At 59.1% G+C, this 23,458-nt stretch carries 17 protein-coding genes; 6 read left to right on the top strand and 11 right to left on the bottom strand.

Annotated features, from left to right (window positions below; all coding sequences use genetic code 11):
- Positions 1-192: 192 nt before the first annotated feature.
- A complete protein-coding gene (locus QFX16_RS05495; protein WP_283183129.1) occupies positions 193-3,309 on the top strand; it encodes a transglycosylase domain-containing protein in 3,117 nt (1,038 codons plus the stop codon).
- A 100-nt stretch (positions 3,310-3,409) separates the two neighbouring features.
- Here QFX16_RS05495 and QFX16_RS05490 read toward each other — a convergent pair whose 3' ends face one another.
- From QFX16_RS05490 to QFX16_RS05470, 5 genes are all read right to left on the bottom strand, one after another.
- A complete protein-coding gene (locus QFX16_RS05490) occupies positions 3,410-4,750 on the bottom strand; it encodes a hypothetical protein (RefSeq protein ID WP_283183128.1) in 1,341 nt (446 codons plus the stop codon).
- A 9-nt stretch (positions 4,751-4,759) separates the two neighbouring features.
- The gene (locus QFX16_RS05485) at positions 4,760-5,248 is read right to left on the bottom strand and encodes a CS1 type fimbrial major subunit (RefSeq protein WP_283183127.1); all 489 of its coding nucleotides are present in this window, start codon (positions 5,246-5,248) and stop codon (positions 4,760-4,762) included.
- Between the two features lie 46 nt (positions 5,249-5,294).
- The gene (locus tag QFX16_RS05480) at positions 5,295-6,035 is read right to left on the bottom strand and encodes a molecular chaperone (RefSeq protein WP_283183126.1); all 741 of its coding nucleotides are present in this window, start codon (positions 6,033-6,035) and stop codon (positions 5,295-5,297) included.
- 59 nt (positions 6,036-6,094) lie between these two features.
- Entirely contained in the window at positions 6,095-8,617 is a 2,523-nt protein-coding gene (locus tag QFX16_RS05475; protein ID WP_283183125.1) for a CS1-pili formation C-terminal domain-containing protein, read from the bottom strand.
- Between the two features lie 106 nt (positions 8,618-8,723).
- On the bottom strand, positions 8,724-9,209 hold the full coding sequence (locus tag QFX16_RS05470; RefSeq protein ID WP_283183124.1) for a CS1 type fimbrial major subunit: 486 nt from the start codon (positions 9,207-9,209) through the stop codon (positions 8,724-8,726).
- Between the two features lie 501 nt (positions 9,210-9,710).
- On the opposite strand from QFX16_RS05470, the gene QFX16_RS05465 reads away from it, so the two are divergent.
- Entirely contained in the window at positions 9,711-10,292 is a 582-nt protein-coding gene (locus tag QFX16_RS05465) for a PadR family transcriptional regulator (protein WP_283183123.1), read from the top strand.
- Positions 10,289-11,074 (top strand): siderophore-interacting protein, encoded by a 786-nt coding sequence (locus tag QFX16_RS05460; RefSeq protein WP_283183122.1) that lies wholly within the window; start codon positions 10,289-10,291, stop codon positions 11,072-11,074. Before QFX16_RS05465 ends, QFX16_RS05460 begins: the two co-directional genes overlap by 4 nt.
- A 15-nt stretch (positions 11,075-11,089) precedes the next feature.
- On the opposite strand, the gene QFX16_RS05455 is transcribed toward QFX16_RS05460, so the two are convergent.
- Together QFX16_RS05455 and QFX16_RS05450 are read right to left on the bottom strand one after the other, a co-directional pair.
- Entirely contained in the window at positions 11,090-11,746 is a 657-nt protein-coding gene (locus QFX16_RS05455) for a Pr6Pr family membrane protein (RefSeq protein WP_283183121.1), read from the bottom strand.
- Between the two features lie 2 nt (positions 11,747-11,748).
- A complete protein-coding gene (locus tag QFX16_RS05450; RefSeq protein ID WP_007944895.1) occupies positions 11,749-11,979 on the bottom strand; it encodes a VF530 family protein in 231 nt (76 codons plus the stop codon).
- Positions 11,980-12,262: 283 nt separating this feature from the next.
- On the opposite strand from QFX16_RS05450, the gene QFX16_RS05445 reads away from it, so the two are divergent.
- Positions 12,263-13,645: a carbohydrate porin gene (locus QFX16_RS05445; protein WP_283183120.1), complete on the top strand. Its 1,383-nt coding sequence runs from the start codon at positions 12,263-12,265 to the stop codon at positions 13,643-13,645.
- A 90-nt stretch (positions 13,646-13,735) separates the two neighbouring features.
- On the top strand, positions 13,736-16,147 hold the full coding sequence (locus tag QFX16_RS05440) for a glucose/quinate/shikimate family membrane-bound PQQ-dependent dehydrogenase (RefSeq protein ID WP_283183119.1): 2,412 nt from the start codon (positions 13,736-13,738) through the stop codon (positions 16,145-16,147).
- Positions 16,148-16,301: 154 nt separating this feature from the next.
- Here QFX16_RS05440 and QFX16_RS05435 read toward each other — a convergent pair whose 3' ends face one another.
- Genes QFX16_RS05435 through QFX16_RS05420 form a run of 4 tightly spaced genes read right to left on the bottom strand, consistent with a single transcriptional unit; the run spans position 16,302 to position 20,606 of the window.
- Positions 16,302-16,721 carry a group I truncated hemoglobin gene (locus QFX16_RS05435; protein ID WP_283183118.1) on the bottom strand — a complete coding sequence of 140 codons (420 nt, stop codon included), beginning with the start codon at positions 16,719-16,721 and terminating at the stop codon, positions 16,302-16,304.
- On the bottom strand, positions 16,721-17,584 hold the full coding sequence (locus tag QFX16_RS05430; RefSeq protein WP_283183117.1) for a DUF3034 family protein: 864 nt from the start codon (positions 17,582-17,584) through the stop codon (positions 16,721-16,723). The genes QFX16_RS05435 and QFX16_RS05430 overlap by 1 nt, the downstream gene beginning before the upstream one ends.
- A gap of 3 nt (positions 17,585-17,587) precedes the next feature.
- A complete protein-coding gene (locus tag QFX16_RS05425) occupies positions 17,588-19,945 on the bottom strand; it encodes a putative bifunctional diguanylate cyclase/phosphodiesterase (protein ID WP_283183116.1) in 2,358 nt (785 codons plus the stop codon).
- Positions 19,929-20,606: a methylamine utilization protein gene (locus tag QFX16_RS05420; RefSeq protein WP_283183115.1), complete on the bottom strand. Its 678-nt coding sequence runs from the start codon at positions 20,604-20,606 to the stop codon at positions 19,929-19,931. The genes QFX16_RS05425 and QFX16_RS05420 overlap by 17 nt, the downstream gene beginning before the upstream one ends.
- Positions 20,607-20,937: 331 nt before the next feature.
- Between QFX16_RS05420 and lon the strand changes: the two genes are divergently transcribed.
- A complete protein-coding gene (lon, locus tag QFX16_RS05415; RefSeq protein ID WP_095131615.1) occupies positions 20,938-23,355 on the top strand; it encodes an endopeptidase La in 2,418 nt (805 codons plus the stop codon).
- Positions 23,356-23,458 lie beyond the last annotated feature (103 nt).

The following is a 23,458-nucleotide window of genomic DNA, read 5'->3' as shown; positions in this document are numbered from 1 at the left end:
CTCGCCAGCAGCTTTTATCCCCGTTCAGTTGCGCAGCAGCCGTAAAACCTGTGGATGCGGTATGAAAGGACACAGGGGAGCGCTTGACGATGAGAATTCAAGATTTGTGTATTCACAATTTTTTCACCAAGGCCAACCACCGTCTAAGCTTCAGACAAGTCCTCTCAATCTGCGTGAATGGATCAGTCGACTATGGGCGTTTTATGGCAAACCGATCCGAGAAAAAATGTGGTTCCGACTGAACGTGTGGATGAAGCGCCTTTACCTGAAAAACCCCCTCGCAGTCGTACGAAGCACGGTTGGGGGGCGTTCTGGTTGTTGTTGCTGATAATTCTGATTGTCCTGGGGCTGGCCGCGGCCAAGGAAATGCGCACGTCGAAGTTTCAATCCCGGGAACTCAGCCAATTCGCCGCCACCCTGAGCTACGAGCTGAAACCCGGTCCCAGCGATGCCATTCACTATCCCGGCGCCGGTCCTTTCGACCTGCGCCTGGGCTACAGCTCTCTGGATGAATTCCTGCCGCGTCTGATCAAGCGTGACTACGTTGTGTCGTCACAGACCCGGTTTTCCCAAAAGTTGATGGACTACACCGATAAGGGCTTTTTCGTGCCCTACGCGGAGAAAATCCAGGCTGGATTGTCGATCACTGATTGCCGTGCGGCACCGCTTTACCAGTACAAATACCCACAACAACTGTATTCAAGCTTTGCGGCGATCCCCCCCGTGGTGGTCAACAGTTTGCTGTTCATCGAAAACCGCTTTCTGCTCGATCCCCGTCAGCCCCGGGCCAACCCTGCCGTGGATTGGCCTCGGTTCGGCATGGCGGCGTGGTCCCAGGTCGCCAAGTTGTTGCACCTGCCGGGCCAGTCGGCGGGCGGCAGTACCCTGGCAACGCAACTTGAGAAGTACCGGCATTCGCCCAATGGCCTGACCGTGTCAGGTGCGGAAAAAATCCGTCAGATGATTTCTGCCAGTGTGCGCGCCTATCAGGCCGGACCGCAGACCCTCGAAGCCCGGCAGAACGTGATTCGCGATTACCTCAACAGCGTGCCCCTGTCGGCAGTGCCGGGCCACGGTGAAGTGCATGGCATGGCCGAAGGTTTGCGCGTCTGGTACGGCGCCGATTTCAACCAGGCCAACGAGCGGCTGGCCAGCAAGGAGACGGATCCGAAAAGCATGTCGGAAAAAGGTCTGGCCCTGCGTGAGATGCTGTCTTTAATGATTGCCCAGCGCCGCCCTTCCCACTACCTGACCAAGGGCCACGATGAACTGGCCGACCTCACCGAGAGCCACATTCGTCTGCTGGCACTGAATGGCGTGATCGATGCGCCACTCGCGGCAGCGGCATTGACCAGCAAAGTGACCTATCGCGACTGGCAGACACAGCCAACCATTCAGCCGATCGAAACCAACAAGGGCATCAGCGTGGCACGCAGTCGTCTGGGCGGGTTGCTCAACCGTCCGCTGTACGACCTCGATCGCCTTGATCTTTCCGCCACCAGCACCCTGCAAGGCGAGTTGCAAACCCAGGCCACCGAGTACCTGAAGCATCTGGCCGACCCTGTGTTTGCGGCGCAGATCGGCTTGATGGGCGAACGCCTGCTGACCCCCACCAGCACCACCCAAGTGCGCTACAGCTTCACGCTGTTCGAACTGACCCCGGACGGCTCGCGGGTGCGGGTGCAGACCGACAGCACCGACCAGCCGTTCGATATCAATGAAGGCAGCAAGCTGGAACTGGGCTCCACCGCCAAGATGCGTGTGCTGACCACCTATTTGCAGATCATCGCCGAGCTGCACGATAAGTACGCAACGATGACCGTCCCGGAACTGAAGAAGGTCGACGTCCCTGATCAGGACCGCCTGAGTCGCTGGGCCGTCGATTACCTGATCGAGAACAAAGACCGCAACTTGCCAGGCATGCTCGGCGCTGCGCTGGATCGCAAATACTCGGCCAGCCCCGGCGAAGCTTTTTTCACCGGTGGCGGGCTGCACACATTCGTTAACTTTCGCAAAGAAGACAACGGCCGCCTCCCTACCCTGCGCGATGCCCTGCGCGAGTCGATCAACCTGCCGTTCATTCGGCTGATGCGTGACCTGGTGCGTTACACCACGTATTCCGGGGCCAATAGCAGCGCCGAATTGCTCAAGGACGACCGCGACCCTCGGCGTCAGGAATACCTGGCCTCGTTTGCCGACCGCGAAGGCACATCGTTCCTGCTGAAGTTCTGGAAAAAGTACAAGAACAAGGACACCCAGGCGCGGCTCGAGACCTTCCTCGACAGCATGCGCCCGACACCGATTCGCATGGCCGCAGTGCATCGTTACCTGTTGCCACAGGCCAGTCAGGAAAGCTTCAACATGTTCGTGCGCTCGCACCTCAAAGGCGCCAAGCTCACCGAAAAACTGACCGACGAACGCCTCCAACGGCTCTATGAAAGCTACGGCCCTGGCGCCTACGACTTGCCGGACCAGGGCTTCATCGCCAAGGTTCACCCGCTCGACTTGTGGTTGATGGGTTACCTGTTGAACAACCCCGACGCCAAGTTCAGCCAGATCGTCAAAGCCAGCCAGTTCGAACGCCAGGAAGTCTATAGCTGGCTGTTCAAAAGCCGTCACAAGGGTGCCCGCGACAGCCGCATCCGCACCATGCTGGAGATCGAGGCGTTCCTCGACATTCACCAGCGCTGGCAGAAAGTCGGCTATCCGTTCGATCACCTGGTGCCGTCGCTGGCCACCGCCATCGGCAGTTCCGGCGACCGTCCGGCAGCATTGGCGGAGCTGATCGGTACCATCCTCAACGACGGCGTGCGCATGCCGACACTGCGCATCGACAACCTGCACTTCGCAGCGAACACGCCGTACGAAACCAAACTGATCAATGACCCGGATGTCGGTAAACGGGTGATGCCTTCCGAGGTGGCCACGGCCATGCGCGAAGCCTTGTCGCAGGTGGTGGATGCCGGTACGGCCAAGCGCGTGTCCGGCAGTTTCGTGACGCCCGATGGCAAAGCATTAGGCATGGGCGGCAAGACCGGCACCGGGGACAACCGCATCGAAGCCTTCGGTTCGGGCGGGCGAATTCTGAGTTCGAAATCCATTAACCGCACCGCGACCTTCGTGTTCTACATCGGCGATCGTCACTTCGGCACGATGACTGCGTTCGTGCCCGGGCAATCGGCCGAAACGTTCAAGTTCACCTCGGCGTTACCGGTGCAAGTGCTCAAGGGGATGGCGCCGATTCTGACGCCGTACCTGCAGCCGGGTAGCCACACGATGTGCCTGCCGGTCGAGACGGCGCAGCGTTGAGCGCCTCCATTCAGAGGGCGAGCTGAGTCGCCCGTTGCGCGAGCCACACCGCTGGTGCCGGGTTCGCCTATGGGAGCGAGCTCGCTCCCACAGTTTTCTATCAAACTTCCGAATCCCAGATAACCGTGACATCGCCGGAATACGTACTGGCAACACCCGATACCAGCATTTTCTCGACTTCGTCGCGTCCGACTTCGAAGTGCAGCGTTCCCTCCCCACGACTCACATAAAAAGCGGGCTGGAAGAAATCAGTACCGACGCCATCCAGACGCAAGGGACGGCTTTTGACGGCTTCTCCGCCACGGCTGGTCAAGCCATAGGGCAAGCTCACGGCAATATCCAGCGCCACCGTTTGATTAGACACCGGATCCTTCAAGGCACAGGTGTTATTAGCCTGATGCTGGCATTCCAACGTCATTTTAAAAGCCGAGGAGGACGAAACGCTGAAGGTCTGGTCCCTGAACAACCGCGTCGGTTTGCGTCCTTGATTCAGCCAGGCTTGCCAGCCGCCCTGGGGCACCAGTTCGACTTTATTGCCGCCCGGTGGAACCTCGATCTTCAGCTGATGCTTCACAGTGAGGGTGAAGTTGAATATGAAAGTATTACCGCTCACGACATTCATAAGGTCACCGAAATCGAAGTCATTACTTCGACCCACCGAATAACTCGTGGTGCCTGTGTACTGCCCGTCGGACATCCCCAATGGATTAGGCGTTTTGAGTTCGTAGGCAAATTCAAGTGAGCGCAAAGTGAACCAATTGACATCCATCGACGGTTGCCGGCTGCAGGCACCCGCCCCCTCCGGCACAAGCCAGAAAAAACTGGCGTCCCTGACGCCTGCCGCCAGATGGCCAGTTCTCATGCACGGGCTGGGGGCTTCCCGCCATTGAGCGATCCAGCCCCCTCCCGCCTCCGGTGCCCAGGCGCTGACCCCGGGTGGTCGAGGCATTTTCCACGCCGAGCCGACGCCGGCAATCCGCATTTGAACAACCTCCGTTCTGTTCGTACCGACATGATTTACCACCACGTCTTTGAACGTCGAAGGAACCTTGAACATTGCTCCTTCTCTGGGGTTTGTATGGTTCGCCAGAAAGGGCCCTGTGCTGTCTGCGGCGAACCCTTCAAATCGAAGACTGAAAATGTTCAGGCTTTTGCATTGTGCGGGAATATGAACCCGGCAAATGCTGCTTATTGGCGTGGTATTTTTAAAGATGTTTTCAGTCGGCTTGTTCACATTCGGCTCAAATAACGCCTCGATTTCATAGACGAGGTCATCGGCACTGGCGGCCTGCAAGTGCAGAAACAACAACGCCCCGAGAGCAAGTACCGAAGCACGGTTCTTTGTAATTCTCTTGTTTAAATACATCATTTGGGTCCTGAAAAGCAGCAAAGTGGCCGTTCTTGAGGCGGTCTTGCGATTCACCTTCAGAGCGTTTTCCATCACGTCCAGCTAAGGCGCCAAGGCCTCGAAAATCATGTACACGCTGCCGTAGTAACTGCCCGGCTGATAACCATTCGGCACTTCCACTGCGGCCACTTCCAGACCTACGCGCCGGCCGGCCCGCCCATCCAGTTCGGAAATCACCTCTTCGGCGTCCACAGTCAGTCGCTTACTGTTGAACGTCACGATCAAGGGAATGTCTTCACCGGCCTGGCCATTGCTCAGATACGGCTCGACACTGAGCCTGGCGGAAATACCGCCGTTGGTATTTTTCACATCGAAGTTTTTGCGCAACGGAGCCAACCGGTTTGTTATCGGGCTATAGGGCAGCAGTTGTTGCTGATGAATCCAGCCCGGTTCCGACGGGATCACGTAAAACTCCGCGATGGGAATGGTCACCGCCACCTCGAAGGTTTCCCGGAAGGCGGTCGCCTGAACGACGCCACTGACCGCTATGAGCAGCGCCAGCGATGTAGTTACGAGTGTTGCCTTGAACATGATTAATCACCTGACACGGTCAAAAATGGCGCTTGCGCAGCGAGCTTCAGCCCTTGAGCTCCAGCACCTTCGTAGCCTTGCCTTCGATCATCGTGAAGCGATATTCGCGACCGCTCTGTTTGTCGAACTGGAATGTGCGGCCCGGCAGGATGTGATGCTTGGTGGTCGGCTGGCAGTCGGATTCGTTCTTGGCCGAGCAGTCCCTGAACTCATCGATCACCACCACCGAATTGCCTTGATTGCGGATGCGGTACTGACCCGGGCCGTCATCGATCGTGCTGTCGAAGCGTGTTTGCTCGGGTCGGACAAAAAATATCGTGCCGTAACCGGCCAGCACATTGACCCCGGCTGACAGACCTTTTTTGTACGCTTCGCGCTCGTCGCTGGACACGGCGAACTCGTCTTCCTTTTCCGGTACGACAGGCACAAATCGCACTCGAAAATAACGCTCACGGTCCCGCTTGCCCATGTACACCAGACGGGTGCCCTGCATGCCGTTGGCCGGAACGATCAAGCGTGCGGGGCTGGCCATCAGACCGTTGCGGGCAGCCATATCGGCCTGAGCCGTCAGAGGAATTTCCCGCGAGGTGCCATCCGCGTCATAGACGATTTCCAGGATATTGACCTTGACGAAGGCCGTGGCATCGCCGCCGTTGAACACCCGTTTCAAGTACGTACTTTTGTCAGCGTCCAGGTAGTCGTAGACCACCCCGACATTGATCGCCGGCCCCGCATTGGCCATCAGCGGCAACCAGCCAGCAAACAGCAGTGCCCATCGATAATTCATTTTCTTGTCCTCTTGGTGGTGACCTGTGAGCAGCCTTGATTGAGTCCTTGAACCGCTCATCAACCCGGTGCATGAAGGGTGTCGGGCCCCTGCGCCAACGTATCGCTGGTGCACCGAAGATCGCCGATCAGCAACAGGTTGTTTTCAGTGCGGGCCTTGCTCGGATCAAGCCGGAATTGACACAGCAACTGCTCGCCGCGTCGTACTTCCAGCGTCGGCGAACCGGCATTCATTTCCATGGAGAAGAAACCGTCCACTTCCGTCACCCCACGACTGGCATGATTGATGATGTGGTGACCCTTGAGCGGCTTGCCCTGGGGGTCGAGCAACCGACCGAGCACGGTCAGGGTTTTGCTCACGGTGATCTTTCTGTAATCCACCCCGCCCTTGTTCAGGTGATAGCGGGTGCGCGGCGGCTGAATGCTCGCCGACGGCACGTGATTGCCTTCGAAGTCGAAGCTGACCGAACTGTTTTTGTAGGCGGTCAGCGGCACGTAGTTGCGGCCGGGCCGCAACGTCGCACTGCCGCCGCTGAAGTCGTCGGCTCGCAGGGCGATCTCATCGAGATCGGTTTCCACATCAATGATCATCCCGGCGCCACCGCGGTGTTGCTCGCTGCTCATGACGATGTGCTGCCCGCCCACGGCCACGGTGCTGTCGAAGTTCAAGCCGCCGGTGTAATTGCCGTTGTAGGACGACCGCTGGACGAAGGCATCGCCATTGAACGTGTCGGTCCGGAAACTGCTGAGTCCGGAAAGGCCCACGCCATAAGTGTCGGCGAGGGCCATGACCGAGACGTTTTGCAGAACGTGGTCTTCAAGGGTTTTGCTATAGGTCAGCGAGCCGTTGTTGTCGCGTCCGCCCTCCCGGGCCGTACGAGTGCCGATGCTGCCCGACCATTGTTCACCCGGTCCGCCGAGCGCCACGTTGACGCTCAGGTCGACCCCGCGATTACGTTCGTCGCCACTGCTGAAACTGCCCGGCCGGTCGAACACCGAGAAGCGCCAACTGGCGTCACTGCCGAACAACCGGGTTCTTTGCGACCAGCCCAGATCAAGCGCGACACCTTCCGTGTTGCCCTCACTGTAGGAAACCCGACCATTGAATGAATTCTTGCTGCTGAGCCGATGGTTGATCGCCAGTGAGCTGTTGCTGGTCTGGCCGGTGAACACGTTGCGCTGGCGTATGCGTGTGCCGTCCGGCAAGTTTTCATACGTATTGGTGGTGTCCAGCCAACTGCGGGTGTGCGTGGCGAAAAGATTGCCTGAGCCGTAGTTGTAGAGGGCTTGCAGGTCCATGCCGGTGCCGTGGTCTTTGGTTTGATAGAGGTTGGCATACAGGCTGGTGTTGTTGGCCAGGGACCAGTCGATCGACGAACCATACTGCTGTTTGTCCTGCAGCTGACGCGCCGACAACCCCAGAATCACCCGCGGATGCAGCAGGTAATTGACTGCCGCACCGGCCGTCAAATCGCCATGGGACTGTTGATCCCAATTGCTCAGCAATTTGCTTTCCTGGCCGGCGAACAGGCTGTAGCGCCAGCGCTCATCGTGGTTACGCCAGTTGGTGGGTTTGTACACCAGCTCCTCGGTGGTCGAGGTGATCTGGCCGTCTTCGATCAACCGCACCTCGACTTCGTAGATGCCGCCGGGCAATGACCGCGTATCGAGGGTTTGCAGGCCAGCACCGATAGCCTGGGTGTTGATCAAGACGCCGTTGCGAAAAATCTCCACCGACGCCTGGCGGTTGGCCGTGACGTAGATCGGATAAACGCTGGGTGCCGAGCTGTTGATCGCCAGACTGTCGGAGCTGCCGTACATCAGGCCTGCTGCCGTATCGGGGCTGGCACCAAACGAGCGCAGTTGTCGGGTAAGGCCTTCGGAGCTGGGGGTGAAATAGCCGAGTCGCAGAAAACTGCCCTGCAATTCCCGCTGGCTGAATAACTCGTGAACCGCGTGATAGAGCTTGTCATCCGGGCCACCGAGCCGGGCCAGTTGCAGGTTCACCCGCTGGGTCCAGTTACCCAGGCTGCTGCTGGCCTCAAGACCATAGCGCCCACCCAGGTCCTGATCCTGGCCGCCATTGAGGTTGAGCTGGTTGCGCACGATCAGGCCAGTACTGCCGCTGTCGGGTAATTCGTAATAACGCGGGGTCTCGACATCGCGCTCGGCATTTTCGGTGGCCATCGAAAGCAGTGAGTTCTGCAGGTTGTAATGCACCGCCTGCATCTGTTCCGGGCAGCTGCCCTGGCAGGCACCCAAGGCAACGCCTTGCTTCAGGTAAGTGGCCCAGACCTCTCGCTCACTGGCGGGGATGCGACTGTCACCGACGTCGGTAAAATCTATCAGGGTGACACGATCATCTTTGGTCAAAACGATCATCGCCTCACCGAGAAACTGCTGATCACGCTCCACCCGAACCGCTAATGGCACATCGAAGAAGTGCTCTTCGAATTCCGCCGGCAACCCTTTGGCCTGCGCAAGCAGACTGCGCGGTGTGTTGTCGTTGTTAGTGGGGGCAGCGACGGCACTGGCACAAAAAAAAAGTGCGAGCGCGGTCGCGATGGTGGTCATCGGGAACATGATCTGAAATCTCAATTACATAAGAACTCGGCGCCCACTTGTCATCCAGTGATGACAAGTGGGCAAGACCGCTGAATAAAAAACTTTATTCAAAAAGATATTTCAATTACGGCTTGATAACAGGTTCAAATACCACAGCAAAACTGGTTGAGTAATCACCCGTCTGGGTCGCTGTCGGAGTTTGGGCCCTGATGACCATTTCCCGTTGCACGCCCGGTACGGAGTCCAGTTCGTTGACGACTTCAGTGGTGGTGCTGCCCAATTCAACGCCACCAATCGTAACTGTCAGTGGAATGCTGTCACGGCCGTTGTACAGCGCCGCATCACCATCGATCAGTGCGTTGATGGCACCTTTCGGGTCGGTGTGTTTCAGGTTGAAGAGACCGCGTACGGTGGTCAGATCACCGCTGCCCTGCCGGGTCATGGTTTCGTCACGCCCGAAATCCGGGTTTTGCGGCGCAACATTGAACAGCGAAGTAGGAACGAACGCCTTGATGTTGATGACCTGGTTAATCGGTTCTGCGGCGAATGCCATGGACGAACCCAGTGCCAGGACGGCCAGAGGAGCAGCAAATGCGATTTTTTTGAACATCGATCAGTACCTGTTTTTTAAGTGATTAGATCATTGAAAGTTCAAACAACACCTACCAGGTTCGGTCATGTTTACCTGCACTTCCAACGCCAGACCATGATCGACTGTTCGCTCTGGAAAATAAGCAAGCAACTTCCGACAATCACGTAGTTAATCGCCCCCATGACCAGCCAGAAAAAAGAACAAAAACAAGAATCACAACACAACAACTGTAGGCTGTGCCCTACATACAGTTTTACGGAAAAAAACATACAGCGCTTTCAACTAACAAACTTGGGACTTTCGAGGACTTTTATAATATAAACTCAGTAATTATTAGAGCAATGACTTTAATTAATTCTCAACTCGCAGTAACTAAAGAGTAAGCGTGCCACGCCAATTGAAAGTCAACGTTCAGGTTGCCTGCCACTCGTCGCTTGAAAGGTGCTGCCCAAAAAACACCTTGCTTTCGCATTAAGATATATCTTAAGTTGTATCTAAATACGACGAGAGAGAAGGAAAATGAGAGACCATCATTCCCCCCACCGCGAACACAGCGACGGCCGCGACGGCTTCGAGAAACGCCCTGGCCCCGGCCGCGAACGCGGTGGCCGAGGCCCACGGGTGTTCGCCCCCGGTGATCTGAAACTGCTGCTGCTGGCGCTGATCGCCGAACAGGCTTGCCACGGCTATGACCTGATCCGCCAGATCGAAAGCATGTTCGACGGCGCCTATAGCCCCAGCCCCGGTGTGATCTACCCGACCCTGACCTTCCTTGAAGAAAGCGAGATGATCCTGGGCGACGCCGAGGGCGGAAAAAAACGCTACACCATCACCGATGCCGGACGTCTGTCGTTAAGCGAACAGGCGATCGCACTGGACGGCGTGCGGATGCGTATCGAAGTCAGCAAGCGCTCATTGCGCGGCCATGACCGCCCCGCCGAGATCCACGAAGCGGTGCACAACTTGCGTCATGCCTTGCAGATGCACCACGGCCGCTGGAGCCCGGAAGAAATCCTGCGTGTGCGCGACCTGCTCAACAACACCGCCAAAGCCATCGTCGATGGCCCTGTCGTTCAACCCGTTCAGGAGCAAGCCGAATGACTGAAGTGATCGTGCAAACCATTCACCGTGTCAGCCACGAGATCAAACGCCGTCGTCTGGAAGTGTTGCGGGTGGTCGACCTGACGCCGCGCATGCGCCGTATCACGCTGGGTGGACCGGAACTGGCGGGCTTCGTCAGTCTCGGCACGGATGACCACGTCAAACTGCTGTTTCCACAAACCGCGGCGGAACAAGCGGCGCTGGAAACCCTGGTGCTCGGTGCCGGTAAAGACAACGGCCCGATGCCGGCGATGCGCGACTACACACCGCGTCGTTACGACCTGAACACGCTGGAACTGGACATCGACTTCGTGCTGCACGGCGACGGCCCTGCCTCGACCTGGGCCGAACAGGCCGAGCCCGGCCAATTCCTGCACATCGGCGGCCCACGGGGCTCGATGATCGTGCCGGACATCTTCGACAGCTACTTGCTGATCGGTGACGAAACTGCCCTGCCCGCGATCGCTCGGCGGCTGGAAGGCCTGGCGGCCAATCGCCGGGCATTGGTGATTGTGGAAGTAGAGAACGGCGCCGAACAGCAACGACTGGAAAGCGCCGCGCAGGTCAACGTGATCTGGGTCTTGCGCGAGGGCGGCAAGGACAACCTGCTGAAGACGGTGAAGCAGCTGCAAGTGCCCAGCGGCAATCTGTACGCCTGGGTGGCGACCGAGAGCAAAGTGTCGCGGCAGATACGCCGGGTGTTGCTGGATGAGCACGGGCTTAACGAGCAGTCCGTCAAAGCCGTCGGCTACTGGCGGCTGGGTGACAGCGACGAGGAGTGATTCGTGCTGGCGACGCTATCGGCGCCGCCCAAGCTGGCGGTCGATACCCATCAATAGCAGGGCAATCACCACAAACCCCACCAACAACCCGCCAGCATTCACGAACACCTGTGGATAACCAAGCTTCTCGACATCAATGAACGGATAGGGATAAACCGCCAGCAGACGCCCGCGCCACAACGCATACGCGAAGTACACCACTGGATAGATCACCCACGCCGCGATATGCCGCAGTCGTAACGTGCCTTTCGGCACACAAAACCACCAATAAGCCAGAAACAGCAGTGGCATGACGTCATGCATCAGCTCATCGGCCAGCCATTGCCAGCCTTGCGGATGCCATAAATGGCGCAACAACACGTTGTACCCCAGGCCGACCACGGCGATGCTCACGGCAATGCCGCTACTCACCCACGGCTGCAAAAACCAGCGGCGCGCCGCCGACTCGCGGGACGTCAGCTCACACGTCAGCACGGTCGCCACCAGCGTATTGCTCAGCACGGTGAAATAGCTGAAGAAGCTTACCAGCCCACCGAGCAGGCTGGCCGCCAGCGTCCAGCGTGAGTAGAAAATCAAGTACAGCTGAATGCTCAGTCCCGCCCAGCCGAGCACCGCCGCCACAGCGACAAAACGACGCCTCGCGGCAGAACCTGGCGTCGGTGGGTTGACCATGCTCAGACCGGGCGCTTGGTGCGCATCAACTTCACGTACAAGCGTTCTACCTTCTCCCGTGCCCACGGGGTTTTGCGCAGGAAAGTCAGGCTCGACTTGATGCTCGGGTCACTCTTGAAGCAGCGGATATCGATGCGCTCGGCCAGCCCCGACCATTCGTAGTGTTCAACCAGCGCGTTGAGGATTTGCTCCAGCGTCACGCCGTGCAGCGGGTTGTTGTTCTGTTCGGTCATGCCGGGCCTTCGAGCGGTGAAAGAATGGGAAGCCGCGCACCTTAGCCGAGGGTGTGGTCGGGTGGAAGCGCTCTGTGCGCTATCTGTTAAATGTAGGTGAACCCGCAAAGATCGCCTCCCGGCACTGTTACCGAATACGAAAGAATTCATGTCGTTAAAAGCGCTTTCTCTATTTGTAACAGGACATTATCCTTGCGCCCGTCAAGCTGAAACGCTTCCGCTGCCCGCGACATACTGCCGCTTCAGTTCACTTCTCAGAAAAAGACCCAGAATTACGTCCCCTATGCCTTATCTTAAAACTCCGCGAGACAGCGCTGTCTGCACCACTATTGCTCGTCGAAAAGCCCTGAACCTGATCGGCGGATTCACCGCGTTGGGCCTCGCCACTTGCACCCAGGCGGCTCCGGCCTTCGATAGCGAGTCGCCGTGGGTGCTCGGCGACTGGAACGGCACGCGCACCGAACTTTCGGAAAAAGGCTACGACTTCAAAGTCGATTACACCGGCGAAATGGGCAGCAATCTGCACGGCGGTTACGACCATGACCGCACCGCTCGCTACAGCGACCAGTTTGGCCTCGGCACTCACATGGACTTGCAGAAGATTCTGGGCTGGGACGACGCCGAGCTTCAGCTGACCATCACCGAGCGCAACGGCAATAACATCAGCAACGACCGGATCAACGACCCACGGGTCGGAGGTTTCACCTCGGCCCAGGAAGTGTGGGGCCGTGGCCAGACCTGGCGCCTGACGCAGATGTGGTATCAGCAGAAATTCTTCGATCAGAAACTCGACATCAAGGTCGGCCGCTTCGGTGAAGGCGAAGACTTCAACAGCTTCCCCTGCGACTTCCAGAACCTGGCGTTCTGCGGCTCGCAGGTCGGCAACTGGGTCGGCGGCATCTGGTACAACTGGCCGGTCAGCCAGTGGGCGATGCGGGTCAAATATCACCTGACACCGGAACTGTACGCGCAGGTTGGCGCCTATGAGCAGAACCCGTCGAACCTTGATCGCGACAATGGTTTCAAGCTCAGCGGCAGCGGCACCCAGGGTGCGATCCTGCCGGTGGAACTGGTCTGGTCGCCGAAGCTCAACGGCCTGCCGGGTGAATACCGCGCCGGTTATTACTACAGCAACGCCAAAGCCACTGATGCCTACAAAGACAGCAACGGCCAGCCGGCCGCCCTGAGTGGCGAGGCGTACCGCAGCGCGTCGAGCAAACACGGCGTGTGGCTCGGTGTGCAGCAGCAGATCACCAGACGCGCCAGCGACAACTCCCGCGGCCTGAGCGTGTTCGCCAACGGCACGATGCACGACAAGAAGACCAACGCCATCGACAACTATGTCCAGGCAGGCGTCGTCTACAAAGGCTTGTTCGATGCACGCGCCAAGGACGACATCGGTTTCGCTTTGGCTCGCGTCCACGTCAACCCGGCCTATCGCAAGAACGCTGAGGCGACCAATCAGGCCCGCGCGGTCTTCGACTATGACGACCCGTCCTATCTGCCACCGCAGGACACCGAATACAGCGCCGAACTCTATTACGGCGTGCACGTCACGAACTGGCTGACCGTGCGCCCGAACCTGCAATACATCCGCCACCCCGGCGGCGTGGACAAGGTCGATGACGCGCTGATTGGCGGTATCAAAGTGCAATCGTCCTTCTAACCCAGTTTCTTAATGAACCCTGCCCGCACAGTATCGTCATCTACAGTGAACTTGCGCGGGACTACTTGAAACGTCACGGAGAACCACACTATGAGCACTGATGGTGCTTTGAGTCGAAGCCGTCTGCTGCCGAGCCTGCTCGGCATCCTGCTTCTGCTAATGGGCCTGGCCATGCTGGCCGGGGGGATCAAGCTGAGCTTGCTCGGCGGCTCGCTGTATTACCTGCTGGCCGGTATCGGCCTGGCGCTGACCGGCGTGTTGATGATCTTGGCACGCCGCGCTGCGCTGGGCCTTTACGCGCTGGTGCTGTTCGCCAGCACCGTTTGGGCCTTGTGGGAAGTCGGCCTCGATTGGTGGCAACTGGTGCCGCGCCTGGCGATGTTGTTTGCGCTGGGCCTCGTCATGCTGCTGCCGTGGTTTCGCCGTCCGCTGCTGATTACCGGCCCTGCGCCGATGGGCACCGGTGCACTGAGCGTGGCCGTGGTGCTGGCCGCCGTTGCTGCGCTGGCCAGCCAATTCACCAACCCCGGTGAAATCAAAGGCCAACTGGACCGCGACAGCGTGCCGGGCATGACCAACACCGCCCCGGCCATGCCTGACGGTGACTGGAATTCCTACGGCCGCAGTGCTCACGGCGATCGTTACTCGCCACTGGCACAGATCACCCCGCAGAACGTGAACAAGCTCGTTCCGGCCTGGACCTACCGCACCGGTGACATCCCGGGCCCTAACGACCCGGGCGAAACCACCGCTGAAAACACTCCGCTGAAAGTCAACGGCATGCTCTACGTCTGCACGCCGCACAGCCAGGTGATCGCGCTGGACCCGGACACCGGCAAGGAACTCTGGCGTTTCGATCCGAAGCTCTCCACGCAAAACGCGGCGAACTTCAAGGGTTGGGCGCACATGACCTGCCGTGGCGTGACGTATCACGATGACGCCGCTTACGCGTCCGAGCAAAGCCCGACCGGCACCGCCAACCCTGCGCCGGTCAGCAACGTCTGCCCACGCCGCATTTTCCTGCCGACTGCCGACACCCGCCTGATTGCCCTCGACGCCGACACCGGCAAGATGTGCGAAGACTTTGGCGACAAGGGCCAGGTTGATCTGCGCGCCAACATCGGCGGCTTCACAGCGGGCGGTTACTACTCCACCTCACCTCCAGCGGTCACTAAAGACCTGGTGGTGATTGGCGGCCACGTCACCGACAACGTCTCCATCGACGAGCCTAGCGGTGTGATCCGCGCGTTCGACGTGCACACCGGCAAACTGGTGTGGAACTGGGACAGCGGCAATCCGGACGACACCACGCCGATTGCCGAAGGCAAGGTCTACACCCGCAACTCGCCGAACATGTGGTCCATGTTCGCCGTCGATGAAAAACTCGGCATGCTTTACCTGCCGATGGGCAACCAGACGCCGGACCAGTTCGGTGGCGCGCGTACGCCTGAATCGGAACTGCACGCCGCCGGCCTGACCGCCCTCGACATCGCCACCGGCAAGGTGCGCTGGCACTTCCAGTTCACCCACCACGACCTGTGGGACATGGACGTCGGCGGCCAACCAACCCTGATGGACCTGAAAACCGCTGACGGCGTGAAGCCAGCGGTACTCGCGTCCACCAAGCAAGGCAGCATCTACGTGCTGGACCGCAGCACCGGCCAGGCGATCGTGCCGATCAACGAAGTGCCGGTGCCACAAGGCGCTGTCGAAGGTGATCACACCTCGCCGACCCAACCGAAATCCGACCTGAACCTCATGCCGCCGCCGCTGCAAGAACGCGACATGTGGGGCGTGACGCCGTTCGACCAACTGATCTGCCGGATCGACTTCAAATCCATGCGCTACGACGGCCCGTTCACGCCGCCATCGCTGCAAGGTTCGATCGTGTATCCAGGCAACTTCGGCGTGTTCGACTGGGGCGGCATCTCGGTTGACCCGGTGCGTCAGATTGCTTTCATGAACCCGGACTACATGGCGTTCAAATCGAAAATGATCCCGGCCGCCGAAATCGCTGCCCAAGGCCCGCGTAAAAGCGAAACCGAAGGCGTGCAGCCGAACAAAGGCGCGCCATACGGCGTCGTCCTCGAACCCCTGCTCTCGCCATTGGGCCTGCCGTGCCAGGCACCGGCCTGGGGTTACGTGACAGCGGTCGACCTGACCACCAGCAAAATCATCTGGAAACACAAAAACGGCACCGTGCGCGACAGCTCACCGGTTCCGATCCCGCTGAGCATGGGCGTACCTAGCCTGGGCGGGACTTTCACCACTGCCGGTGGCGTGGGCTTCCTGAGCGGCACACTTGACCAATACCTGCGTGCCTATGACGTGAAAAACGGCAAGCAGTTGTGGGAAGGCCGCCTGCCAGCCGGCGCGCAAACCACGCCGATGACCTACACCGGCAAGGACGGCAAGCAATACGTGCTTGTTGTTGCAGGCGGTCATGGGTCGCTGGGCACCAAGCAAGGTGACTATGTGATTGCGTACAAACTGTCCGAGTAAGTTTTAGCGGCGGTTAAAGGAAAGGCGACTCCTGTGAGGGGGTCGCCTTTTTTGTGCTGACCGGGCATGGACGCAATCCCTTGTAAGAGCGAAGCTTGCTCGCGAAAGCTTGACCGTGAACAGAGTATCTACAGGGATCGCATGCGAATCGGTGTTATTTCTCAATCACGTCAGGGCGCATGGGTGCCAGTCTGGCGATCAAGCAGTTTTGTACGGGGACGCTGATGCCCTGTTCATCCATCGCGGCGATAAGGTCTTCGACCAGTGCATTGAAGTCGCTGCGGCTGACGTTCTGACCCTTGTGACTCTCGGCCATGCTGTCGCCGGTGTACACACAAGGACCGCCCGCTTCGACGCAGAACTGTTCGATCAGTTTGTCCCGCAGGCGCTGGATATCAATCTTGCGAAAACGCTCGACGATGCGTTCATCTCTGGCGATGTTCAGCAACATGCCTTCAACAATCCGAGTGATCCCCGGACGCTCGCCGAGGTCGCGGTAGAGGCTGTCGTCCTTGGGCGGTTGCTGTACGCAGGCACTCAACAGCAGCGCCAGAATCAGAGGGGAAATCCGCATCAGAAACTCCCCTGGATCGACAGATACGTGCCGTTCTGGTTATCCAGCGTGGCGATTTCGCCGAGCCGGGCGTAGGCCAACACCACCGAGACATGCTTGTTGGGGAAATAGCCGACAAACAGATCCGCCCAATCGCTTTCCCCGGAGAACGACAGGTTGTCTGGTTTCTCTCGATATTCAACGCCCACCGCCCAACGCGGATTGAACAGCACCGCGACCGAACCTTCTTTCAACAGGCTGCGCGAGTCGCGACGATCACCGCCAAACCCCAGCAACCCCAACTCGTTCGCACGGCTGTAACGCAAGCTACCATTGACCAACAGGTTGTAGCCAAACGCTGCGCCCATGAACAAACGACTGGCGGCCAGATAACCTTCGGTATCGCTGTCACGCTTGGCGCCAACCAGGCTGGGGATCAAAAAATCACGATGATGTTTGTATTCCAGTCCCAACGAAACCTGCGGCAAGTCGTCGTAGATCACGTCGCCAAACAGCCGAACCTTCACCCCAAGCACGTCCTGTCCGAGGCTGTCTTCCGGCAGGTTCAGCTTGTGCACCAACGAACCGAGATCAAAGCGTTGCCGGGCAAAGGACAATTCAACGCGGTTGTCATAGGCCAACGCGAGACCCGCCACATCCAGCCGATAGTCCGGCAGGTTGACGGTGGTGGCGAACGCCGTGGCGCCCCACTCACTCTTTTCGCCATAACCGGCGAGCACCGCCCACGGCGTAATGCCACCGCCCGCCGTACCTTCGAGGCTGCTGGCGCCGCCGGTGGCGATCAGACGACCGTTATCGGCCACGGCGGTTTGCAGGGTCAGGCCGACGAGACAGCCGAGCAACAGGGAAAAACGTGAAGTCATGAATCAATGAACCATGGAAGTTTGAGCGCTCAGGGGCAACGCCACCCAAGCTTCGAACGCCGCCGCGCTCAGCGGGCGACTGATGAGATAACCCTGCGCCGTGTCGCACTGCCAGCGTTCGAGCAAACGCAGGCTGTGGGCATGTTCAACGCCCTCGGCCACCACTTTGAGTCCCAGGTTATGGCTCATTTCGATGGTCGAACGAACGATCACCGCGTCCTCGCTGGTTTCATCCAGATCGCGAACGAAGGACTGATCGATCTTCAACTCTTGCACCGGCAAACGCTTGAGGTGAGCCAGCGATGAGTAACCGGTGCCGAAGTCATCCACCGACAAACTGATGCCGCAATCACGCAACTGATGCAGCACTTTCAGGGCTCGCTCCGGTTCACGCATGACCGCGCTTTCGGTGATTTCGAAAATCAATTGTTCAGCCGGCAAGCGATAAACCCGCAACAGCGCCGAGACCCGCTCGGCCAGGTCATCACTGAGCAAGTCATCGGCAGAAATGTTCAGCGACAGCTGCAAACGCAGGCCCCGGCGATTCCATTCCGAGAGCTGGCGCATGCCTTCGCCGATCACCCAATTAGTCAACGTTTGAATGCTGCCGGTGCGCTCGGCCAAGGGAATGAATTCTGCCGGCGAGACCATGCCAAATTGCGGATGCTGCCAGCGCAGCAAGGCTTCTGCCTGGCGTACATGGCCTTTGCTGATGTCGAGTTTGGGCTGGTAATGCAGCAGGAATTCGCCATTGCTTGCGGCGTGGCGCAAGTCACGGATCAGGGTGATCTGGCGGCGATGTACGAGGTCACGGCCCTGTTCGTAGATTTGCAGGCGACCGGGCAATTGCGCCGCGTCTTTCATCGCAATCGCGGCGCGCTCCAGCAAGGTGTTCGCGCTCAAGCCATCCACGAGATAGGCCGCGATGCCCAGACGACACTCAAGCATCAGGTCATGGCCGTTGATGCGTTGGGGCTTGAGCAACAATTGTTGAAGCTGATCGGCCACCGCCACAGCTGCGTCACTGTCCATACCGTCGAGTAACAACAGGAATTCATCGGCAATCAAATGCGCCACGGTATCGCCGGGGCGCAGCGCGACTTGCAGGCGTTCGCCGGTCTGGCGCAGTAGTTGATCGACCGACTCAGGGCCAGCGGTTTCGTTGATCGCCCGCAGGTTATCGATGCCCATGTACACCAGCGCCATCGGTCGTTGTGCGGAGATCGCACTGCCCAAGCGTTCCATCGCCAGCGTGCGATTGGGCAGGCCGGTGAGTGGGTCGTGCAAAGCGTTGTGGGCCAGTTGCAGTTCACGCTCGGCGATGCCGCTTTGCATGGAATTGAACGCCGTGGCGAGCAGGCCCAGTTCATCGCTGCGCTTGAGGCTGACCGGCGTCTGGTAATCGCCCTGACCAATCCGCTCGGCGGCCTCGGCCAGCGCGCGCACCGGTTGCGACACACCACGGGCCAGTAACAAGGCGCCGGCCAGCGAGCCGAGCAACGCCACCAAGGCAATGCCGAGGATCTTTTCATCCAGCGGCGCGAAAGCTTGCATCGCTGCATCCAGCGGACTTTGCAACAGCGCGATCACCTGGTTATCGCTACCTTGCGGAGCACTCGCCAGCATCAACGACTGGCCGAGGAAATTCTGATCGTGAAGCTCACTCAACTGCACCTGGCTGCCCTGCCGACTGCCGAGCATTAATCGCATGAGGCTGTCGTTCATGGCACTGGGCTGGGTGCTAACCAACTCGCCGACGTGCTGGCGATCGACGGTGAGGAACGACACTTCAAGGTTGGTCAGCGACTGCAATTCAGCCGCCCAACTTGCGTCCATGCTGAACCCCATGACCACCCGAGCGATCGGCAGCGGCGCCAGCACCGTGGCTTCCACCAACAAATGCGGCTTGCCTTGCAACGGCACGATCACCATGGTCTGTTGCGTGCGTCGGGCTTCTCGCAAGGCTTGGTCGTAGCGGAACGGCGTACCTTCGACGACGTCATCGAGGGTGCTGGCCAGGACCTTGCCGTCCATGCCCAGCAAAATCATGTCGCTGGCATTGATGCGTTTGCCATGGTTGAGCAGCACCGAGGCCATGGTCGCTGCGTCGCCGCTGGCCACCGCTTCGCGAAAACCGAAATCCGCCGCGAGCAACTGCGCGCCGTCGGCCAGCCGTCGGCCCCGCACTTCCAGTAACCGTTCGAATACCCGTGTGCCGACTTCCAATTGCGCACTGGCCTGGCCGCGCACCGCCGAGTTGGTCGCCGCCTTCACGCTGAAGTACAGCGCGCCGACCACCACCAGCAACAGCAGAACCAGGACACAGGCGACCCGCGCCTGAAAGCTACTGCGTAGTTTCATGGGTGGCTCGCTTAAAGGCATCGCCAAAGGCACTCGGTGCCGGCGCGGTCGGGGTTTGCTCGGCCTGGGCCTCGATGGTCAGGGTGAAGGCCTGCGTGAGGCCGGCCGCAGCGATTTTTACTTCTCCGCCGTCGACCGGTTGCATCCCCGAGGCTTGCGGGTGCCAGAGGGTGGCGTGATAAACCCCGGCCGGCGCGTCGAGGGTCAATTGGCCTTGGGCGTCGGTCACTCCGAAACGCGGGTCATCGGTGACATAGACGTAGCCGAGCATCCAGTCGTGAATGTTGCAGCCGAGCACCACCACGCCAGGTTTGTCGAACAGCACCGGGTCGGACGGCGTGCCTTCGTACAGCCGCAGTTCAAAGCGCTTGGCCGGCGAAAACGAATAGACCTGATGGCGGATGTTGTCGCTGTTGGGAAATTTGATCGGCGTGCCGGTGTGCACCGCCAGCACGTGGGGCGCGAATTGCTGACTGCGCTGGTCCATGTCGGCCTTGAACGCGCCCACCGGCAGACCGACCGGACCTTGCAGGGTGACGACCGCATCGGCCAGGGATTTGCCATTTTGATCGTGCATCTGGATTTGCAGCGTCGCGGCATTGGCCAAACCAATGAGGCAGAGCGCTGCGGCTATGAATAAAGCAGAAATCAAACGGGCCATGGGCTTCCAAAAAAGTCAGGGAGTCGAAATGGCCTGCCTTGGCGATAGGATCGTACTGAAGCCCGACACGAAGCGGATGATGCCTGAATTAAGGCCAAGTGCCATCACTGAATAGTACATGACAGATGACCGCTCGCCCGGCCAAAACTTATGCAACAAGTTAGCTTCTGTATAAGTTATCGACCACGAATGAAAAAACTGAAGACGGGACGCACGTCCTATCGGGCAATGACCTGTCAAAATCCTGAACACACCCTGAAATATCCATCGCCATTGAAACCACCCCCCACCTGCCCCATCTAACACCCATACCCAATTGCGCAGGTGCCCCATGAGCGACCAGCAAGAATTCCCTGAAGACCCGAGCGAATACGCCGACCCAGAGAACGCCGAACACCACTCCACCGGCAAAGGCCTCGCCCTGCCAGGCCAGAACCTGCCGGACAAGGTCTACATCATCCCGATCCACAACCGCCCGTTCTTCCCGGCCCAAGTACTGCCGGTCATCGTCAATGAAGAACCGTGGGCTGAAACGCTGGACCTGGTGAGCAAATCCGATCACCACTCCCTGGCCCTGTTCTACATGGACACGCCCCAGGAAGATCCGCGTCATTTCGACACCTCGGCCCTGCCGCTCTACGGCACGCTGGTCAAGGTGCATCACGCCAGTCGCGAAAACGGCAAACTGCAATTCGTCGCCCAAGGCCTGACTCGCGTGCGCATCCGCACCTGGCTCAAGCACCATCGCCCGCCGTACCTGGTAGAAGTCGAATACCCGCACCAGCCCACCGAGCCGACCGACGAGGTCAAGGCCTACGGCATGGCGCTGATCAACGCGATCAAGGAACTGCTGCCGCTCAATCCGCTGTACAGCGAAGAGCTGAAGAATTACCTCAACCGCTTCAGTCCCAACGATCCGTCGCCGCTGACCGACTTCGCCGCCGCCCTCACGTCGGCCACCGGCAGCGAGCTGCAAGAAGTGCTCGACTGCGTGCCCATGCTCAAACGCATGGAAAAAGTCCTGCCGATGTTGCGCAAGGAAGTCGAAGTCGCGCGCCTGCAAAAAGAGATTTCCGCCGAAGTTAACCGCAAGATCGGCGAGCATCAGCGCGAGTTCTTCCTCAAGGAACAACTCAAGGTCATCCAGCAAGAGCTGGGCCTGACCAAGGACGACCGCAGCGCCGACATCGAGCAGTTCGAACAGCGCCTGGAAGGCAAGGTTCTGCCCGCTCAAGCGCAAAAACGCGTCGAAGAGGAAATGAACAAGCTGTCGATCCTCGAAACCGGTTCGCCGGAGTATGCGGTCACCCGCAACTACCTCGACTGGGCAACCTCGGTGCCGTGGGGCGTGTACGGCGAGGACAAACTTGACCTCAAGCACGCACGCAAGGTGTTGGACAAACACCATGCCGGCCTCGACGACATCAAGGACCGCATCCTCGAGTTCCTCGCGGTCGGGGCCTACAAAGGCGAGATCAGCGGCTCCATCGTGCTGCTGGTCGGCCCGCCGGGCGTAGGTAAAACCAGTGTCGGCAAATCCATCGCCGAATCCCTCGGTCGGCCGTTCTACCGCTTCAGCCTCGGAGGCATGCGCGACGAAGCCGAGATCAAGGGCCATCGCCGCACCTACATCGGCGCGCAGCCGGGCAAACTCGTCCATGCGTTGAAAGATGTCGAAGTGATGAACCCGGTGATCATGCTCGACGAGATCGACAAGATGGGCCAGAGCTACCAGGGCGACCCGGCCTCGGCTCTGCTGGAAACCCTCGACCCGGAGCAGAACGTCGAATTCCTCGACCACTACCTGGACTTGCGTCTGGACCTGTCGAAAGTGCTGTTCATCTGCACCGCCAACACCCTGGACTCGATCCCCGGCCCGTTGCTGGACCGGATGGAAGTGATTCGCCTGTCGGGTTACATCACCGAAGAAAAAATCGCCATCGCCAAGCGTCACCTGTGGCCCAAGCAACTGGAAAAGGCCGGCGTGTCCAAAGGCAGCCTGAGTATCAGCGACAGCGCCCTCAAAGCGTTGATCGACGGATACGCCCGTGAAGCCGGCGTGCGGCAGTTGGAAAAACAACTGGGCAAACTGGTGCGCAAAGCCGTTGTGAAACTGATCGACGAGCCGAAAGCGGTGATCAAGCTCGGCCCGAAAGACCTCGAATCCTCACTCGGCCATCCAGTCTTCCGCAATGAGCAAGTGCTGTCCGGTACCGGCGTCATCACCGGGCTGGCCTGGACCAGCATGGGCGGCGCGACCTTGCCGATCGAAGCCACGCGCATTCACACCCTGAATCGTGGCTTCAAACTCACCGGGCAATTGGGCGATGTAATGAAGGAGTCGGCGGAAATCGCCTACAGCTACGTCAGTTCCAACCTGAAGTCTTTCGGCGGTGATCCGAAGTTCTTCGACGAAGCCTTCGTCCACTTGCACGTCCCGGAAGGCGCCACCCCGAAAGACGGCCCAAGTGCTGGCGTAACCATGGCCAGCGCCCTGCTCTCGCTCGCCCGAAACCAGGCGCCGAAAAAAGGCATCGCCATGACCGGCGAACTGACGCTGACCGGGCATGTACTGCCGATTGGCGGAGTGCGCGAGAAGGTGATTGCAGCGCGGCGGCAAAAGATCTTCGAGTTGATCCTGCCGGAGCCTAATCGCGGTAGCTTTGAAGAATTGCCGGATTATCTGAAGGAAGGCATTACCGTGCACTTTGCCAAGCGGTTTGCGGATGTGGCGAAGATATTGTTCTGATAATCATCTAGCGCCTGCACCACTGCTTTCGCGAGCAGGCTCGCTCCCACAGGGTTATCGCAATCCATTGTGGGAGCGAGCCGGCTCCGGGCGGCGTTCCGAC

Origin of the sequence: Pseudomonas svalbardensis, assembly GCF_030053115.1 — a bacterium.
In the GTDB taxonomy this organism is placed as follows: domain Bacteria; phylum Pseudomonadota; class Gammaproteobacteria; order Pseudomonadales; family Pseudomonadaceae; genus Aquipseudomonas; species Aquipseudomonas svalbardensis.
The sequence above is the reverse complement of the archived record's forward strand: the minus strand, read 5'-3'. Positions and strand labels throughout refer to the sequence as shown.

What these genes read in the sequence shown, in the direction of transcription:
- QFX16_RS05430 (WP_283183117.1), bottom strand. Translation starts at nt 17,584, where the DNA reads ATGACTTCACGTTTTTCCCTGTTGCTCGGCTGTCTCGTCGGCCTGACC.
- QFX16_RS05485 (WP_283183127.1), bottom strand. Translation starts at nt 5,248, where the DNA reads ATGTTCAAGGCAACACTCGTAACTACATCGCTGGCGCTGCTCATAGCG.
- QFX16_RS05480 (WP_283183126.1), bottom strand. Translation starts at nt 6,035, where the DNA reads ATGAATTATCGATGGGCACTGCTGTTTGCTGGCTGGTTGCCGCTGATG.
- QFX16_RS05475 (WP_283183125.1), bottom strand. Translation starts at nt 8,617, where the DNA reads ATGTTCCCGATGACCACCATCGCGACCGCGCTCGCACTTTTTTTTTGT.
- lon (WP_095131615.1), top strand. Translation starts at nt 20,938, where the DNA reads ATGAGCGACCAGCAAGAATTCCCTGAAGACCCGAGCGAATACGCCGAC.
- QFX16_RS05445 (WP_283183120.1), top strand. Translation starts at nt 12,263, where the DNA reads ATGCCTTATCTTAAAACTCCGCGAGACAGCGCTGTCTGCACCACTATT.
- QFX16_RS05495 (WP_283183129.1), top strand. Translation starts at nt 193, where the DNA reads ATGGGCGTTTTATGGCAAACCGATCCGAGAAAAAATGTGGTTCCGACT.
- QFX16_RS05420 (WP_283183115.1), bottom strand. Translation starts at nt 20,606, where the DNA reads ATGGCCCGTTTGATTTCTGCTTTATTCATAGCCGCAGCGCTCTGCCTC.
- QFX16_RS05455 (WP_283183121.1), bottom strand. Translation starts at nt 11,746, where the DNA reads ATGGTCAACCCACCGACGCCAGGTTCTGCCGCGAGGCGTCGTTTTGTC.
- QFX16_RS05435 (WP_283183118.1), bottom strand. Translation starts at nt 16,721, where the DNA reads ATGCGGATTTCCCCTCTGATTCTGGCGCTGCTGTTGAGTGCCTGCGTA.
- QFX16_RS05490 (WP_283183128.1), bottom strand. Translation starts at nt 4,750, where the DNA reads ATGGAAAACGCTCTGAAGGTGAATCGCAAGACCGCCTCAAGAACGGCC.
- QFX16_RS05460 (WP_283183122.1), top strand. Translation starts at nt 10,289, where the DNA reads ATGACTGAAGTGATCGTGCAAACCATTCACCGTGTCAGCCACGAGATC.
- QFX16_RS05425 (WP_283183116.1), bottom strand. Translation starts at nt 19,945, where the DNA reads ATGAAACTACGCAGTAGCTTTCAGGCGCGGGTCGCCTGTGTCCTGGTT.
- QFX16_RS05450 (WP_007944895.1), bottom strand. Translation starts at nt 11,979, where the DNA reads ATGACCGAACAGAACAACAACCCGCTGCACGGCGTGACGCTGGAGCAA.
- QFX16_RS05465 (WP_283183123.1), top strand. Translation starts at nt 9,711, where the DNA reads ATGAGAGACCATCATTCCCCCCACCGCGAACACAGCGACGGCCGCGAC.
- QFX16_RS05470 (WP_283183124.1), bottom strand. Translation starts at nt 9,209, where the DNA reads ATGTTCAAAAAAATCGCATTTGCTGCTCCTCTGGCCGTCCTGGCACTG.
- QFX16_RS05440 (WP_283183119.1), top strand. Translation starts at nt 13,736, where the DNA reads ATGAGCACTGATGGTGCTTTGAGTCGAAGCCGTCTGCTGCCGAGCCTG.